General features: G+C 37.4%; 12 protein-coding genes. 9 read left to right on the top strand and 3 right to left on the bottom strand.

What is annotated here, in order from left to right; translation table 11 throughout:
* The first annotated feature begins 18 nt into the window (after positions 1–18).
* From RUH95_RS00770 to RUH95_RS00760, 3 genes are all read left to right on the top strand, one after another.
* A complete protein-coding gene (locus RUH95_RS00770) occupies positions 19–1,059 on the top strand; it encodes an ABC transporter permease (RefSeq protein WP_313890908.1) in 1,041 nt (346 codons plus the stop codon).
* Positions 1,046–1,843 (top strand): ABC transporter ATP-binding protein, encoded by a 798-nt coding sequence (locus RUH95_RS00765; protein ID WP_313890907.1) that lies wholly within the window; start codon positions 1,046–1,048, stop codon positions 1,841–1,843. The genes RUH95_RS00770 and RUH95_RS00765 overlap by 14 nt, the downstream gene beginning before the upstream one ends.
* A gap of 138 nt (positions 1,844–1,981) precedes the next feature.
* Positions 1,982–4,078 carry a HelD family protein gene (locus RUH95_RS00760; RefSeq protein WP_313890906.1) on the top strand — a complete coding sequence of 699 codons (2,097 nt, stop codon included), beginning with the start codon at positions 1,982–1,984 and terminating at the stop codon, positions 4,076–4,078.
* A 408-nt stretch (positions 4,079–4,486) separates the two neighbouring features.
* Here the strand turns inward: RUH95_RS00760 and RUH95_RS00755 are convergent, their stop codons facing one another.
* The gene (locus RUH95_RS00755; RefSeq protein WP_313890905.1) at positions 4,487–5,968 is read right to left on the bottom strand and encodes a catalase; all 1,482 of its coding nucleotides are present in this window, start codon (positions 5,966–5,968) and stop codon (positions 4,487–4,489) included.
* Between the two features lie 166 nt (positions 5,969–6,134).
* Entirely contained in the window at positions 6,135–7,397 is a 1,263-nt protein-coding gene (gene ilvA, locus RUH95_RS00750) for a threonine ammonia-lyase IlvA (protein WP_313890904.1), read from the bottom strand.
* Positions 7,398–7,632: 235 nt separating this feature from the next.
* Between ilvA and RUH95_RS00745 the strand changes: the two genes are divergently transcribed.
* The 5 genes from RUH95_RS00745 (at position 7,633) to RUH95_RS00725 (ending at position 12,854) form a co-directional block, all read left to right on the top strand.
* Positions 7,633–8,391 (top strand): DeoR/GlpR family DNA-binding transcription regulator, encoded by a 759-nt coding sequence (locus RUH95_RS00745; RefSeq protein ID WP_313890903.1) that lies wholly within the window; start codon positions 7,633–7,635, stop codon positions 8,389–8,391.
* Between the two features lie 2 nt (positions 8,392–8,393).
* A complete protein-coding gene (locus RUH95_RS00740; protein WP_313890902.1) occupies positions 8,394–9,695 on the top strand; it encodes a four-carbon acid sugar kinase family protein in 1,302 nt (433 codons plus the stop codon).
* A 3-nt stretch (positions 9,696–9,698) separates the two neighbouring features.
* The gene (pdxA, locus tag RUH95_RS00735; protein ID WP_313890901.1) at positions 9,699–10,712 is read left to right on the top strand and encodes a 4-hydroxythreonine-4-phosphate dehydrogenase PdxA; all 1,014 of its coding nucleotides are present in this window, start codon (positions 9,699–9,701) and stop codon (positions 10,710–10,712) included.
* 71 nt (positions 10,713–10,783) lie between these two features.
* Positions 10,784–12,160: a GntP family permease gene (locus tag RUH95_RS00730; RefSeq protein WP_313890900.1), complete on the top strand. Its 1,377-nt coding sequence runs from the start codon at positions 10,784–10,786 to the stop codon at positions 12,158–12,160.
* A gap of 145 nt (positions 12,161–12,305) precedes the next feature.
* Positions 12,306–12,854 carry an NADPH-dependent FMN reductase gene (locus RUH95_RS00725; RefSeq protein WP_313890899.1) on the top strand — a complete coding sequence of 183 codons (549 nt, stop codon included), beginning with the start codon at positions 12,306–12,308 and terminating at the stop codon, positions 12,852–12,854.
* Positions 12,855–12,927: 73 nt separating this feature from the next.
* Here the strand turns inward: RUH95_RS00725 and gltC are convergent, their stop codons facing one another.
* Entirely contained in the window at positions 12,928–13,830 is a 903-nt protein-coding gene (gene gltC, locus RUH95_RS00720) for a glutamate biosynthesis transcriptional regulator GltC (RefSeq protein ID WP_313890898.1), read from the bottom strand.
* Positions 13,831–13,952: 122 nt separating this feature from the next.
* Between gltC and gltB the strand changes: the two genes are divergently transcribed.
* Positions 13,953–18,485, top strand: a complete 4,533-nt coding sequence (gene gltB, locus RUH95_RS00715) for a glutamate synthase large subunit (protein WP_313890897.1) — start codon at positions 13,953–13,955, stop codon at positions 18,483–18,485.

The following is an 18,485-nucleotide window of genomic DNA, read 5'->3' as shown; positions in this document are numbered from 1 at the left end:
ATAGGAGATGATTCTTACATGTTTGCAGCTATTTTTGGCTCAGTTGAGCAAGGAATCATTTATGCAATTATGGCACTCGGAGTGTATCTTACATTCCGAGTGCTAGACTTTCCAGACTTAACGGTAGATGGAAGTTTTGTAACGGGTGCTGCAACGGCAGCGACGATGATTGTACTTGGATACCACCCAGCAATCGCAACAATTGTAGCGGTATTAGCTGGATTTCTTGCAGGTTGTATGACAGGTGTTTTGCATACAAAAGGAAAGATCAATCCATTACTTTCAGGGATATTAATGATGATAGCTTTATATTCTATCAACCTACGAATAATGGGCTTAACTGCTGATAATTCAATTGGACGCCCGAATATACCACTGTTAAATGCAGAAACGCTATTCAGTAAGTTTTATAGTTGGTGGGGTAACTTAGGGATAGATGAAACAATTAATAATTTTTTGAAAAGTATGGGCGTGCAATTTGTTCCATCGACATGGGGAACGATTTTTGTCGTTGCAATAATTGCGGTTTTGATTAAATTCATCGTAGATTGGTTCTTGAAAACAGAAGTTGGTCTTGCGATTCGTGCAACAGGGGATAATAAAAAAATGATTCGTAGTTTTTCAGCGAATACAGATAACTTTGTAATTATTGGACTTGGAATTTCAAATGCGCTCGTAGCATTTTCAGGAGCTTTAATTGCCCAATATGCTAAATTTGCCGATATTGGTATGGGAATTGGGATGATCGTTATTGGACTTGCTTCGGTTATTATTGGAGAAGCGATTTTTGGAACAAAAACGATTATGCGTACAACATTAGCAGTTATTTTTGGCGCAATTATTTACCGTATTGTTTTAGCTCTAGCGCTTCGAGTGAAAATACTCGATACAGGTGATATGAAGCTAATCACAGCAATTATTGTTATCGTCGCTTTAATATTGCCTCAGGTTTTAGAAAAAAGACGAGAAAAGCTTAGAAAAGCAAAGCGCCATGCGGAACGACTTTCTACTGATGGCGGAGTATTAAAGCAGGAGGCGAATGATCTTGCTAAAACTTAAATCTATTAATAAGATTTTCAATGAAGCAACTGCAGATGAGAAAATCGCATTAGACCAAATCAATTTAGAGCTACAAGCCGGAGATTTTGTGACGATTATTGGAAGTAATGGTGCAGGGAAATCAACGATGATGAATATGATTTCTGGTGCACTAACTCCTGATTTCGGAACTATTTCAATTGATGGCAAAGACGTATCTAAGCTACCAGAGTTTAAACGCTCACAATTTATTGGGCGAGTTTTTCAAGACCCTATGTCAGGTACTGCCCCGTCCATGACGATTGAAGAAAACTTAGCACTAGCTTATTCTAGAGATAAAAAAAGAACGTTAAAAATAGGTGTAGATAAAAAGCGAAGAGAATATTTTAAGCAATCGTTAGAAATGCTTCATTTAAATTTAGAAAATCGGTTAAATGCGAAGGTGGGTATGCTATCGGGAGGAGAAAGACAGGCTCTTTCTTTATTAATGGCTACTTTCACAAAGCCTTCTATACTTCTACTTGATGAGCATACTGCAGCACTCGATCCATCAAGAGCGGAATTGATTACCAACTTAACAAAGCAACTTGTGGAGAAGGATCAATTAACAACGCTTATGGTGACGCATAATATGCAACAAGCACTTGATCTTGGAAATCGATTAATAATGATGGATAAAGGGCAAATTATTTTAGAAGTTGGAGCAGACGAAAAGAAAGAGTTAACGATTCCAAAACTAATGGATGAATTCCAACGTATTCGCGGCGAGAAACTTACGAGTGATCGCGCATTATTGTCTGTATAACTAATTTGAAAGCATCTGATAAGTGATTCGTTCACTTTCAGATGCTTTTTTATTAATAAATTATTGACTTTATATATACATTTTCATACAATGATAACTCGACTGAATTTTTAGAACAGGTAGGGGGTAGTATCAATAATGAGCACTAGATATGAAGCGGAATCACAACGATTGCAAGAGGTTTTATCTAAACTGGATGAGCAAATAAACAAGCTAGAAAGTATTCCAGTTTATCATGGAGATGACTATACTGAGCAAGTTCTTGAAAGTATGAGGGAGCTAAATAGGAAAAATTTGCGAATTGCTGTACAAGCGCCGTACTTTGGTCGGTTAGATTTTCAAGAGGATGGTCAATTAGAGCCGAATCCACTTTATATTGGGAAAGTCGGGGTTCCTGATGAGGACGCGAAGAAACCGGTAGTTATTGATTGGCGTGCACCAGTTGCGAGTATGTTTTATTCCTTTACTGGTGGCGAAGAACCTGCTTTTTATCAATCTCCCGATGGATTAGTAGAAGGAGAGGTCCATTTAAAAAGAAACATTGCCATTCGGAAAAGAGAGCTAGAACGAGTTATTGATACATATGTAAAAGGAAGTGAAGATGTATCACTGACAGATGAATTTCTCTTATACCGATTAGGTGAAAATAAAGACAATAAATTAAAAGATATCGTTTCAACGATACAATCTGAACAAAATGAAATTATCCGGGCTGAGAAAAACATGCCATTATTGATTCAAGGAGTTGCAGGGAGCGGGAAAACAACAGTCGCTTTACATCGCCTTGCTTTTTTAATATATGAATATCGGGAACAGCTACAAGCAGATAGAATGATTATTTTCGCTCCAAACAGTTTGTTTTTAGACTATATTTCAGGCGTCCTTCCTGAACTTGGCGTAGGGAATATTAAACAAACTACTTTTCCAGAATGGGCGTTACGACTCTTAGATAATGCGGTGAAATTAAAAAATCCAGAAGAAAAGCTGAAAGAAGCTTTTTCAATTAATCGAGATAATAATAAAATTATGCTCGATAAATTAAAAGGGTCCATCAAGTTTAAGTCATTTATTGAAAAAAGTTTCATTCAGTTGGAAGAAAATCTAGTACCAACAACTGATTTAGAACTATGGAATCAAGCTGTCATACCATTGGATGAAATAAAGAAGTGGTTAATGGTTGAATATAAGCATTATCCATTAATAAAACGCAGGGAACGATTAGTTGCACGAATCAAGCGTTGGATAGAGATTGAACTAAAAGAAATCGAGGAAACGAATGAGAAAAAGCTGCTGAAAAAAGAGGCTAATAATAGACTAAATGCATATATGAAGTTTTGGCCAAAAATGAGCGCTTTGTCATTTTATACTTCGTTGATGAAACAAAAAGAAATAGTAGAATTATTGCCTGAAGAGCTAGTTCGAGAAACAGAAAAGAATTGCCTAAAAAAAGAAGTAAATGTAGAAGATTTAGCGCCGCTCGTATATATTCATCATCAGTTAACGGGAATAGAAAGCAAACAAAAATTTCATCATGTTGTTATCGATGAAGCACAAGACTTTTCGCCATTTCAAATTTATATTTTAAAAGAGATTACATTAGGCAACTCTTTTACTATTTTAGGTGATTTATCTCAGGCGATTTATAATTATCAAGGCATTGAGGACTGGAATGACTTTAAAGAAGTGTTTCAAGAAACAGGTTATTATGAACTGACAAGAAGCTACCGTTCAACAAAAGAAATTATCGAGTTTGCAAATGAGGTCATCAAGCATGCAGAAGTCCCAGTAGGTCTAGCAATACCAGTTTTTCGTAGTGGGGAAAAAGTGAAAGTAATTGCTACGGATGATCAAATGACCGAAATCGATAAGGCACTACAAGATTTACGAAAAGAAAATCTCGAGACGATTGCAATTATCGGTAGAACAGATGCTGAATGCCGTTCCATACATGAAAAGTTGTTAGCGGCAGGGGTTAGGGTGAATGTCATTGAAGCAAATCAAAGCAAATACGAAGGTGGTATTTCTGTCGTACCAGTGTATTTAGCTAAAGGGTTGGAATTTGATGCAGTGTTACTGATCGATGTGGATGCAAATCATTATAAAGATTCAAAGTATGATGCCAAATTATTATATGTAGGCTGCACGAGATCTCTCCATGATTTACGTATTTTTTATTCTGGTGAAGCGTCACCATTAATTCAAGGCATATCAGAAGAATTTTATGAAAGTAAATAAAAGAAGTTTGAAGAGGACTACTCAGTGAGTCTTCTTTTTTTCGTTACTTTGAGGGAGTAGAAGTTATTGATCATAAAAATTGGAACTTGTTGTAGTTTCACTCGTATCTAGTAGTTCAAGGGGGAGATGCTTTATCCAAAAAGATGGAAGGAAAATACTAATAACAATCGGTTGGCTATCAGCTATATTTGCATTTGGTTTTTTCCTATATATCTTGGAATAGTGGCAATTTGTATGGGCGTTGTTTTAAGTAGAGATTACGAGTCAACGAAACATGGAAGCATACTAATCGTAATGGGTATCGTCGGTGGAATAGGTGGCTGGTTATTAGCCTTTCTTTTTTAAGGTAATTGACCCTATATAAATAACAAAAAGGACAGCAAATTCGCTGTCCTTTTTGTTATTTTATTATTCTGCTAGAGCAGCTTCTACGTCGCCCCAAGCGATTCCAATTGCATCAGCAATCCCTTTACCATAAGCAGGATCTGCCTTATAGCAATGAGTGATGTGACGGATTTGAATATGCTTGTCTACGCCATTAATGTTACGAGCAGTGTTTTCGAACAATGTTTGTTGTTGCTCAGGAGTCATTAAGTTAAATAACTTGCCTGGTTGCTCGAAGTAGTTATCATCGTCTTCGCGGAAATCCCAAATTGATGCAGCACCGTTAATTGCAAGAGCTGGTTCTTTGAATTCCGGTTGTGATTTCCATTTTCCGTATGAGTTTGGCTCATAGTGAAGTGTTCCACCTAGGTTACCGTCCGTACGCATAGCTCCATCTCTATGGAAAGAGTTTACTGGACATCTAGGTTGGTTCACTGGAATTTGGTGATGGTTTACACCTAGACGGTAACGTTGTGCATCACCATATGAGAATAAACGACCTTGAAGCATTTTGTCTGGTGAGAAGCTAATACCAGGTACTACGTTAGCTGGTGTAAAAGCAGCTTGCTCAACTTCAGCGAAATAGTTTTCAGGGTTACGGTTAAGTTCCCATTCACCAACTTCGATAAGTGGGAAATCTTTTTTATACCAAACTTTTGTTAAGTCAAAAGGATTGTACGGCATATTGTTTGCTTGCTCTTCTGTCATTACTTGAATATACATTTTCCATTTCGGGAAGTTACCTTGTTCGATATTATCGAAAAGATCTTTTTGGTGACTTTCGCGGTCTTTACCAACTACAAGTTCTGCTTCTTGGTCTGTTAAGTTTTGAATAGGTTGCTCAGAACGCATGTGGAATTTAACCCAAACTCGTTCATTGTCAGCATTGATCATACTAAATGTATGGCTTCCGAAACCGTGCATATTTCTATACGTTTCAGGAATACCACGATCACTCATTACAATTGTCACTTGGTGAAGTGCTTCTGGTAATGAAGTCCAGAAATCCCAGTTGTTATTTGCGCTACGCATATTTGTGCGTGGGTCACGTTTAACAGCATGGTTTAAGTCTGGGAAGTTAAGTGGATCACGGAAGAAGAATACTGGTGTGTTGTTACCAACTAAATCCCAGTTACCTTGTTCTGTGTAAAATCTCATAGAGAAACCACGAATATCACGTTCTGCGTCAGCAGCTCCGCGTTCACCAGCTACAGTTGAGAAACGAACGAACATATCAGTTTCTTTCCCGATTTCAGAGAAGATGCTTGCTTTCGTATATTTCGTAATATCATGAGTAACAGTAAATTTACCATAAGCCGCAGAACCTTTTGCATGCATACGACGTTCAGGAATTACTTCTCTATCAAAATGTGCAAGTTTTTCTAATAACCAAACGTCTTGTAATAATAATGGTCCTCGCGCTCCAGCAGACATTGAGTTTTGGTTATCTACAACTGGTGCCCCAGCTGCAGTTGTCAATTTGTTATTGTTCAAGTTTTCAGACATGGAATAATTCCTCCTACATTAGAATGTTTATAATACAATAATTATTATATCAAAGAGAATGTTATATTGCTAGAAAAGTGAGGTGCAAATTGAAAAAAATAAAATCATGTTTCGCAAAAAATATCATTTGAAATGCTTCGAAAGCAAGTAATAGCAAAGGTTTTCGTCAAATTAACAATTCGAAAAGGGTGCTGTCTTTATTTACTTCTTTGTATGAAAATCCATTCTCACTCATTCTCAAAATTAGCCCATTATAATCATTGCTGTTTTTTAATTCGATGCCAACAAGTGCTGGGCCACTTTCTTTATTGTTCTTTTTCGTGTACTCAAATGTCGTAATATCGTCATCTGGTCCGAGTACTTTATCGAGAAATTGACGTAGCGCACCAGATCTTTGTGGAAATTTTACGATGAAATAATAAAGAAGTCCTTCATATAATAAGGATCTTTCTTTTATTTCTTGCATTCTCCCAATATCGTTATTTCCTCCACTAATAATACAGACAACAGATTTACCTTTTATTTGGTCTTGATAAAAATCCAAAGCGGCAATTGGAAGTGCTCCAGCAGGTTCTGCAATAATGGCATGTTTATTGTACAAATCTAAAATAGTTGTACAAACTTTTCCTTCTGGCACAAGAAGGACGTCATCTACGTATCTATTACAAACTTCATATGTTAGCTCTCCAACGCATTTTACAGCCGCACCATCTACAAATTTATCAATTGTTTCTAATGCTATGGCTCCTTTATTTGCTAATGCAGCTTTCATACTTCCAGCACCAGCTGGTTCTACTCCGATTATTTTTGTTTCAGGGGAAACGTTTTTTATATAAGTAGATACTCCAGATATTAGTCCGCCGCCACCGATACTTCCGAAAACAAAGTCAATTGGTTCTTCGATATCGTTCATAATCTCGATTGCAACTGTTCCTTGTCCAGCGATTATTTCTTGGTCATCAAAAGGGTGGATGAAAATATGGTCTTCTGCTTTTGTATATGCTAAAGCAGTGATTGCGGAATCGTCGAATGTATCACCTGCAAGTATGACTTCTACAAAATCACGCCCAAACATATTTACTTGATCAATTTTTTGTTTAGGGGTTGTAAGAGGCATGAAAATTTTTGCGAAGATTCCAAGTTGAGCGCATGCATAAGCAACTCCTTGCGCATGGTTACCAGCACTTGCGCAAACGACGCCTTTTGCCCGAGCCTCGTTTTCGATTGTTTTAATTTTGTAATAGGCACCTCGCAGTTTGAAAGAGCGAACATGCTGTAAATCTTCTCTTTTAATATAAATGGAACAACTATATTTTTGAGATAAATAGTCGTTTTTTTGTAAAGGTGTATGCACGACAACATCCTTTAAAAACTGATGAGCGATTAATATTTTTTCTACTTGAACTGGCTTCGTGTTTCCTGCTAGCATAATATTTTGAATACCTCCAATTTAAATAAAACATTACTATATTTTATCACACTAAAGCGAAAAATACTTTAATTTTTTGGACGATTCAAAATTGTTCGATGATTTAAAATCAGGTGTCGTTTGTTAGATTTGAACAAATTGTGATAAAAAAGAACAAATAGTATTGACATATTTAAAATATTTAGACATAATATGTTCATAGTGAACACGCTTTCAAAAGTGAAGGGATGATTTTATGACTCCAAGTTTACGGAAGAAACGAATTTTAGAAGAACTTACCCAAAAAGGAAAAGTGGAAATTTTAGATTTAGTTGATCTATTAGATGTTTCTGCAATGACTGTTCGACGAGATTTAGATGAGTTAGAAAAACAAAAGAAGTTAATACGAACTCATGGTGGAGCAACACTTGCTCAAGCGATTATTGGTGAACAAAGTTACCGACAAAAAATTTCCGAAGCGCATGCGCAAAAAGTAGAAATTGCTGAAATCGCAGTAGGCTTAGTAAAAGATGGTATGAGAATATTACTCGATTCCGGTACTACGACGCTTGAAATTGCGAGACGCTTAAAAACAAGAAAGAACTTAACTATTATCACGAATGATATTAAAGTTGCTGCTGAACTAGTTGATAGTGAAATGGAAATTATATTAATTGGTGGTAAAGTTCAAAATGATGTAGGGGCGGTATTTGGTTCCTACGCAGAGAAAATGTTAAAAGATATTCATGTAGATATTTTATTTTTAGGTGCGCACGCAGTTCATTCGACGTTAGGAATAACATCTGCGACGTTTGAAAAAGCTGCTATAAAGAAAGAAATGATTAACGCAAGTGAAAGCGTGTATTTAACGGTAGATGCTCAAAAGTTTGAGAAAAAAGCATTTGCCAAAATTGCAGATGTAGATGCTATAACTGGAATTATTACAGATCAAACTTTTCCAAAAGAGCTTGAGCAAGTGTATGGAGAAATGTCAAAGTTTATTAAGGGTGTGTAAACATGAAAATTGGTGTAATTGCAGATGATTTAACAGGTGCAAATGCAACGGGTGTTCTTCTTATTAAAAACGGCTTTACGAGTGCAACTGTTGTATTCGGTGGAGAAGTTCCGACAAAAGGTGGTTTTACTGCTTTAGGCATTGATACAGACAGCAGATATTGCTCAACTTCATCATCAGAAGCGCGTGTATTAAAAGCTTACGAACAGCTTTCTACTTGGGGAGCTACTGTTATTGGAAAACGTATTGATAGTACGGTACGAGGAAATATAGGAGTAGAAACAGGTGTTTTGCTAGATGCTATTGGAGAGACTAGTGTGGCAGTTGTTGTCGTTTCGTATCCTGACTCTGGTCGTGTTGTATCTGGTGGCTATCTTTTAGTAGATGGTGTTCCGGTAGAAGCGACTGATGTTGCAAAGGACCCGATGAATCCAATAACAAAATCACATGTTCCGACTATTATGGAAGAACAAAGCGAACACTCCGTTTCCCATATCGGTCTTGGTAAAGTATTAAAAGGTAAAGAAACAATACAATTAGAGCTAATGCGCCAAATCGAAGAGGGCCATCGAATCATTGTAGTGGACGCAGTTACTAATGAAGAAATTGACTATATTGCCGAAGCGATGGTTTCAATAGAAGGAACTCATTTTATCCCTGTCGATCCAGGTCCTTTAACTGCTTCATATGGTCGAATGAAAGCGCATCAAAATGTTCAAATGAATAAATTTATTGTCACTGTTGGAAGTATAACACCTTTAACTGGAAGACAATTAAATTATTTAATAGATAAGAAAGCTGTTCAACCTGTCTATGTTAATACAGAAGCATTGGCTTCTATTACAAGTTCATGGGACGTGGAAATTGACCGTGCGACAAAAGAGGCTTTAATAAAATTAGAAGAACAAGAAATACTATTAATCACGACTTATTCTCCAGGAACCGAAAAATTAAATCTTTCGGAAATTGCAGTTCGAGAAGGTACTACGGAAGAAATACTTGCGAAACGGATTACTGAAGGTCTTGCTCGGGTAACGAATAGCGTCGTTCAGCAAACAGAATATCCAATTGATGGAACGTTTTCAAGTGGAGGAGATGTTACTGCGGCATTATGTGCTGTTAGTGGAGCAGAGGCGATTGGTTTACAAGAAGAAGTTCTTCCACGTGCTGCTTATGGACATTTCAATGGTGGGACACTTGATGGAATTCCAGTTATTACAAAAGGTGGCACAGTAGGAGATAAGTATTCTATCTATAAATGTGTAAGATTTTTAATGAATAAAAAAGAAGAAGGAAGTGTATAGGATATGTCAACAGTAAGAGAAATAATCGCGATTCCTATGGGAGATGCGGCAGGTATTGGTCCAGAAATTACAGTAAAATCATTAGCAAAAGAAGAGTTATACAATATGTGTAAACCACTAGTTGTAGGAGATGCAAATGTTCTTCGTAAAGCTATCGAAGTAACAGGTGTGAATTTAAAAGTGAGCACAGTTGCAACTCCAGCAGATGGCGCTTATGAATTTGGAACAATTGATGTTATTGACTTAGCAAATATTGATATGGACTCTTTTGAGCCAGGACAAGTTTCAGCACAAAATGGTCAAGCTGCATTTGAATTTATCAAACGTTCTGTAGAAATGGCAATGGCTGGGGAAGTAAAAGCAATTGCAACAACTCCTATCAATAAAGAATCGTTAAAAGCTGCAAAAGTACCTTATATTGGTCATACTGAAATGCTTGAAGATTTAGGGAAAACTCCAGATCCTTTAACAATGTTCCAAGTAAATGGAATGCGTATTTTCTTCTTAACTCGTCACGTGTCAGTAGCAGAAGCAATTACACAAATGACAAAAGAGCGTGTGCATGATTATTTAATTCGTTGTGACAAAGCCCTACAACGTCTTGGTGTTGAATCACGCAAATTAGCTGTTGCTGGGCTTAACCCACATGCTGGCGAAGGCGGACTATTTGGTAATGAAGAAGTAGAGGAAATTAAACCGGGCGTTGAATTAGCGAAAGCTTCTGGAATTGATGCTTACGGTCCAGTTCCTGCTGATTCTGTATTCTTCCAAGCATTAAACGGGAAATATGATGCAGTACTTTCTTTATACCATGACCAAGGTCATATTGCTGCAAAAATGACAGATTTCCACCGTACAATTTCAATTACAAATGGCTTACCATTTTTACGTACTTCTGTAGACCACGGAACTGCGTTTGATATAGCTTGGAAAAATATTGCATCTGAAGTAAGTATGTATGAATGTATTAAACTTGCTGCAGAATATGCTCCGAAATTTACTCGAGAATCACTGTAAAAAATATAGGGGAAAAAGGAAAGGGAGTGCTTTCCTTTTTCTTTAAAAGAGAATGAAAGGGGTTTCATGGGATGACATTAGAAATGCAAATGTTGCTTGGTTTAGCGATTGGTATTACAGTACTTATTTTACTTGTTTTAAAAACGAAAATTCACGCATTTTTAGCACTTATTATTGCAGCTTCCATTACTGGATTAATCGGAGGTATGGAGCCGCTCAAAGTTGTGAATTCCATCACTTCAGGTTTTGGGAATACACTCGCATCTATAGGGATTGTAGTAGGTCTTGGAGTTATGATGGGACGTATTTTAGAAGTGACAGGTGCCGCTGAAAAGCTAGCATACTCGCTGATTCGTTTAGTAGGAAAGAAAAGAGAAGAGTGGGCAATGGCAATTGCAGGATACATTGTTTCCATTCCAATATTTGTAGACTCTGCATTTGTTATATTAAATCCGTTAGTAAAATCATTATCTCGTAAAACAGGTAAATCCGTCGTTACACTTGGGATTGCTCTTGCAATTGGTTTAGCTGCAACACATCACGCTGTACCGCCGACTCCAGGACCATTGGGAGTTGCAGGGATTTTTGGTGTTGATATCGGTGAGATGATTTTTTGGGGATTAATATTCGCAATTCCGATTATTATTGTAGGTGTATTATACGCACAGTGGATTGGCAAACGCATTTATCAAGTGCCTGAAGAAGATGGAGAGGGATTTGTTCGTAAGGATTCTTCTGACATGGTATATAATGACTTTTTAGCTGCATCTGCAGATCGTGAGAAAGAATTACCATCACTATTTCTTTCATTTTTCCCGATTTTATTGCCAATCATATTAATATTTTTAAACACAACATTATCCGCATTGAAAATTACTGGTGGGGTTTGGGATTATGTATTATTTTTAGGTCAACCTATCATTGCATTAGCGCTAGGGTTAGTTGCAGCAATTTACGGTTTAGCTAACCGTATGAAGCGTGACGAAGCATTAGGAAGAATGGAAGAAGGAATGACTACTGCTGGTATTATTTTACTAGTAACTGGTGCTGGTGGGGCATTAGGTACAGTTCTGCGTGACAGTGGAACTGGAGATTATCTTGCAGAAATTATTGCTGGATTACCGTTACCAGCTATTTTAATACCGTTCTTTATTGCTTCTATCGTTCGTTTAATTCAAGGTAGTGGTACAGTTGCGATGATTACCGCAGCTTCAATCTCAGCTCCAATACTTGCGAATTTAGATGTAAACTTAGCGCTTGCAGCACAAGCGGCTGCATTAGGTGCGATGTTATTCTCTTATTTTAATGACTCGTTATTCTGGGTTGTTAACCGCATGCTTGGAATTACAAAGTTAAAAGAACAAATTTTAGTTTGGTCAGTACCTACAACGCTTGCTTGGTTTACAGCTTTGATTATGTTAGTAGTTGCAAATGCGATTGTTGGATAAAATTTAGTTTAAAAGAGGAGATTGCTAATGAAATAGAGCAATCTCCTCTTTTTCTTTTGTTTTAATGTGAGCATTTTTCAAGCATGAAAAAATGCCATTGTGTTATACTGAAAAATGTGATGATTAAGACAAAGGGGAAATATATATGACAATTAAAGTAACGGCAATTATAGGTAGTAACAAAAAAGAATCTTTTAACTTGAAAATAGTAAAATATATGCAAAAACGATATGCAGATAAATTATCTATTGAAATCGCGTTGATTAATGAGGTAGAAATGTTTAACCCGGACATTGAAGACACTCCACCAAAAGGTGCGATGGATTTTAAAATGAAAGTTCGTAATGCGGAAGGAGTATTGTTTGCAGTTCCCGAATATAATTATTCTATTCCTGGTGCATTGAAAAATGCGATGGATTGGATGTCGCGTAGTGGACATGATTTAAAAGATAAACCAGCATTTATTGTAGGTTCTTCGACAGGTGTATTAGGAAGTGTTCGTGCTCAAATGCATTTAAGAGATATTCTTGCGAATCCAACTTTACAGGTGAAGTTACTTCCAGGAAACGAAGTATATATCGGAGCTGTCCATACAAAAATAAACGACCAAAATGAGCTTGTAGATGAAAGAACAGTGGACTTCTTAGATAAAGTAGTAAATAACTTTGTAGAGTTCTATAACAAAGTGAAATAACTCTATAGTAGTTTTAAAAAATCTCTGTGGATGTTCACAGAGATTTTTTAGTTTTTACAATTGGACACTAGTATTACTGGTATTGCCCTAAAATTGAAAAGAATCGTATAACAAATTGTTGAAACACTTTTTCTGAAGGAGAGAGCTCCCGGTTCACTGGTGTAATAATCCCTACAGTTCTTCGGATTTCAGGTGAAGTGATCGGAATTTTGACCGTAAACCTTGGTGTAGAATCATAAAAAGTGCTCTCTGGCAAAAGGCTCAATCCTATCCCAGCAGCAACTAAGCCTTTAATAGCGTCCATATCTTCTCCCTCTGAAGACACAATTGGTTCAAATCCAACAGAATTACATGCTTCCACAACCATTTTGTTTAAAATATACCCTTCTGGAAACAATACAAAAGCTTCATTTCTCAAATCAATTAACTGAAGCTTTTCTCGCTTTGCAAAATGGTGATTAGAAGGAACAAGTGCGGAAATATTTTCTGTAAACAAAATGGCAGTGTTTATTGCACTATCTTTTGGAGGAAGTGGCCCTAAAAAAGCAAGATTAAGCTCTCTATTTTTCACGGAATCGATTAAATAATTATAAGAACCTTGGCGTAGATGAAACGCTACATCAGGGTATTCTTTTTTAAAAGCTGATATGACAGTTGGTAAAAGATGACTTGCTAAACTAGTAGGGAACCCGATTTTAATCGTCCCTTTTTTAGGATCTAAATACTCGTCAATTTGTTTCTTTGCGTAGTCAATTGCTTGCAGTGCGGAAACACTATGTGTTAAAAAAATCTTCCCTATCGGTGTTAACTTGACGTTTCTGCCTACTCGTTCAAATAACTCTACGCCAAGTTCTTCTTCTAAATTAGCGATTTGTCTACTAACAGCGGATTGTGCGACATGTAAATGTACCGCTGCTTCTGAAATATGTTCACGTTCTGCAACCTCGATAAAATAGCGTATTTGTCGTAATTCCATAGGACACCCCTTCAACCTATCTCGAAAACAGATGAATTATATCCAAATTATATATTGTTTATATCAATTTGAAAACCTACAATATTCATAAGTAACTTTTTATGGAAAATGGAGGGATAAACATGACATTTCATCAAATACCAAAAGCGCAAGGTCTGTACAAACCAGAGTTTGAACATGACGCATGTGGGATAGGTTTATATGCACATATAAAAGGTAATGCAACACATGAAATCGTAAAAAAAGGGTTAGAAATGTTATGCCGACTCGATCATCGTGCTGGTCGTGGAAGTGATGGTCAAACGGGAGACGGGGCAGGTTTAATGGTCCAAATTCCCGATGCCTATTTCCGAGCAGAGTGCACAGAATGGGAGCTACCCGTGAAAGGAAACTACGGGGTCGGTATGTTATTTTTTACAAAAGATGACAACGAAAGAGAAACAATCGAACAAAAAATAAATGACTATATTATAGAAGCTGGGCAAGAACTTATTGGATGGAGAACAGTTCCGATTAATGCGACAGTGCTAAGTGCTATAGCGAATGAAACATTGCCAGTCGTGCGACAAGTATTTATCAAATCAGTGAACTCAAAGGATTCTCTTGTATTCGAACGGAAATTATATGTTATACGAAAGCAAGCGGAGCATTGGGCTTTACAGCACGAAAAAAAATTCTATTGTGCAAGTTTATCTAGTCGAACAATCGTGTATAAGGGGTTACTTACTCCCGCAGAAGTGGATTTATTTTATGTGGATCTTCAAAACGAATTATTTACATCTGCATTTTCACTCGTACATTCACGCTATAGTACGAATACGTTTCCAAGCTGGGAACGAGCGCATCCAAATAGATACATCGTTCATAATGGAGAGATTAATACACTTCGAGGGAATATTAACTGGATGAAAGCGCGTGAGCAACAGTTTGTTTCCGAAGCATTCGGAGAAGATCTTGCAAAACTGCTTCCGATTATTGATACAAATGGTAGTGATTCTTCGATGCTTGATAATGCTTTTGAGTTTTTTGTACTTGCTGGAAGATCACCAGCTCATACCGCTATGATGCTTATTCCAGAGCCTTGGACAGAAAATCTACATATTAGCGCAGAGAAAAAAGCATTTTATGCTTATCATAGTTCCCTAATGGAGCCGTGGGATGGTCCAACAGCCATTTCTTTTACAGACGGCAAACAAATTGGTGCGATTTTAGACAGAAATGGTTTACGTCCTGCTCGTTATTATGTGACAAAAGATGATTATATAATTTTTTCTTCTGAAGTTGGCGTTGTAGATGTAGAAGAAAAAAATATTTTGTATAAGGAACGTTTAAGTCCTGGAAAAATGCTATTAGTAGATTTAGAACAAGGGAGAATTATTTCCGATGAAGAGATTAAATCTAACATGGCAAATGCACTTCCATACGATCAGTGGTTGGAAGAAAACTTAGTGACGATTCAATCGGAAAAAGAAGAAGCGGAGCAATTCGATGATTTGCTGTTTCGTCAAAAAGTATTTGGTTATACGTTTGAAGATATTCAAAAGTATATAATACCTATTGCACTTGATGGGAAAGACCCTATTGGATCAATGGGAAATGATACGCCACTTGCTGTATTGTCGGATCGACCTCAATCTTTATTTAATTATTTTAAACAGCTATTTGCTCAAGTGACAAATCCGCCGATTGATTCGATTCGCGAGCATATCGTCACGTCTACGATGACTTTATTAGGTGCAGAAGCGGACTTATTAAAGCCGAGTGAGCTTAATAGTAAACGTATTTTTCTCGATACACCGATCGTAACGAATAGCCAAATGCATCAGTTAAAAGTGAACGACATAAAACATTTTAAAAGTAATACAATCCGCCTTGAAATGACTGGAGATTTAGAAAAATCATTAAACGACATTGCTAAACAAGCAGATGAGCTAATCGAAAAAGGCACTACGTTAATTATTTTGACAGACCGAATGATGGATAAAAATACAGTGGCAATACCGGTTTTATTGGCAGCAAGTAACCTTCACCAACATTTGCTACGAACAGGAAACCGCACGAAAATAAGCATTATCGTCGAATCCGCAGAAGTCAGAGAAGTGCATCAGTTTGCTGCGCTTATCGGCTTTGGTGTGGATGCTATCAACCCTTATTTAGCGTATGCGACGCTAGCGGAGGCAATAGTAGATGGGCATATAACGAGTAGCTATACAGATGCTATTGCAAAGTATAGCAAAGGAATTGCGGATGGCGTCGTGAAAGTAATGTCGAAAATGGGTATTTCAACCGTACAAAGTTACCGTGGGGCACAAATTTTTGAAGCAGTTGGCATTCATAAAGACGTTATCGAAAAGTATTTTACGGGGACTGTGTCTCAACTTGGTGGCATTGATTTAAAAACAATTGAAGCAGAAGCTAATCGCCGACATGCAGATGCAGTTGCGTCAGCAGATAAATCATTGGAATCGGGTAGTGATTTTCAATGGAGAAGTACAGGAGAGCATCATGCGTTTAATCCGAAAACAATTCATACATTGCAGTGGGCTACTAGAAGAGGAGACTATGGTCTTTACAGACAATACGCTGAAATGGCAAATGAAGAACGTATTGGATTTTTACGCAACTTACTGACATTCAAAAAAGACTGTAAACGTATTCCACTAGACGAAGTAGAGTCTGTAGAATCCATCGTAAAACGATTTAAAACAGGTGCAATGTCATTTGGATCATTAAGCCAAGAGGCACATGAAACGTTGGCAATTGCGATGAATCGTTTAGGGGGAAAGAGTAATAGTGGAGAAGGTGGAGAGCACTCAAGTCGTTATGAACTAGATGCGAATGGAGATAATCGTCGAAGTGCGATTAAACAAATTGCTTCCGGGCGGTTTGGAGTGAAAAGTCATTATTTGGTTCAAGCAGATGAACTTCAAATTAAAATGGCACAAGGAGCAAAACCGGGTGAAGGCGGGCAATTACCTGGCAATAAAGTATATCCTTGGGTAGCGGATGTTCGTGGTTCTACACCAGGAGTTGGATTAATATCACCTCCACCACATCATGATATATATTCGATTGAAGATATGTCGCAGTTAATACATGATTTGAAAAATGCCAATCGAGCAGCAAGAATTAGTGTGAAGCTTGTTGCAAAATCAGGTGTTGGAACGATCGCTGCCGGTGTTGCCAAAGGGGCTGCCGACGTTATCGTTATAAGTGGATATGACGGTGGAACAGGAGCATCACCAAAAACGAGTATAAAGCATACTGGGTTACCGTGGGAGTTAGGACTTGCAGAAGCGCATCAAACACTAATGCTGAATGGATTGCGTGATCGTGTCGTTTTGGAAACAGATGGCAAGCTTATGACAGGAAAAGATGTTGTTATGGCTGCATTACTTGGAGCAGAGGAGTATGGTTTTGCAACGGCTCCATTAATTGTAATGGGTTGTATCATGATGAGAGCGTGTCATTTAGATACATGCCCAGTAGGGATTGCAACGCAAAATCCAGACCTGCGAGACAAATTTACAGGAAGTGCAGACTATGTCGTCAATTTCATGCGATTTGTAGCAGAGGAAGTTCGTGAATATATGGCTTTATTAGGATTTAGAACTGTGGAAGAAATGGTTGGGCGTACAGATGTGTTAGAAGTAAGTGAACGTGCAAAAGCGCATTGGAAAGCAAAACAATTGGATTTAGCAGCATTATTATATCAACCGGAAGGGGTACGCACCTATAAAACTCCTCAAAATCATAAAATCGAGGAATCTTTTGATTTAAGGGAGTTATTGCCTAACATGCAAAAAACGATTGAAAATGGAACGACAATAGAGTTGAACTATCCAATCGCAAATACCGATCGTGTCGTAGGAACAATTATTGGTAGTGAAATTTCCAAACAATACGGTTCTGCCGGCCTGCCGGAAGATTCGATTACATTACGTTTTACTGGTGCAGCAGGACAAAGTTTTGGGGCATTTGTTCCAAAAGGAATGTCGATGTATGTAACTGGTGACGTGAATGATTATTTTGGTAAAGGTTTATCGGGTGGAAAACTAATTGTAGCAGCTCCGCTTAAAGGGACTGCTGAAAAAAATGTTATTGCTGGTAATGTTGCCCTGTATGGTGCAACGAGTGGATTTGCTTTTATTAATGGTCGTGCTGGGGAACGTTTTGCAGTTCGAAATAGTGGAGTTGATGTTGTTGTAGAAGGTATTGGGGACCATGGTTGTGAATATATGACGGGTGGCCGTGCTGTTATATTAGGCGATGTTGGAAAAAACTTTGGTGCAGGTATGTCGGGCGGAATTGCGTATGTGCTTGTAGATGACTTAGACGATTTTAAATATAAATGTAATACCGAAATGATTGCTTTTGAACAATTGACGTTAAGCGAAGAAATACATGCAATTAGACAACTAGTGACAGAGCATTTCTTTTATACAAAGAGCACGAAAGCATCTTATATGCTAGACAATTGGGATGTGGTTGTTCAGAAATTCGTAAAAGTTGTACCGAATGATTACAAAACAATGCTATCTAAAATAGAAACATTAAAAAGCGAAGGATATACAGACGATCAAGCAGCAATGCAAGCATTTTTAGCAACGTCCAATAAAAAAGAAAAGAAAGAATTGGAGCTTGTAAAAAAATAA

It is taken from the genome of Psychrobacillus sp. (genome assembly GCF_032154225.1).
Classification (GTDB): Bacteria; Bacillota; Bacilli; order Bacillales_A; family Planococcaceae; genus Psychrobacillus.
This window is presented reverse-complemented; position numbering and strand designations above follow the sequence as displayed.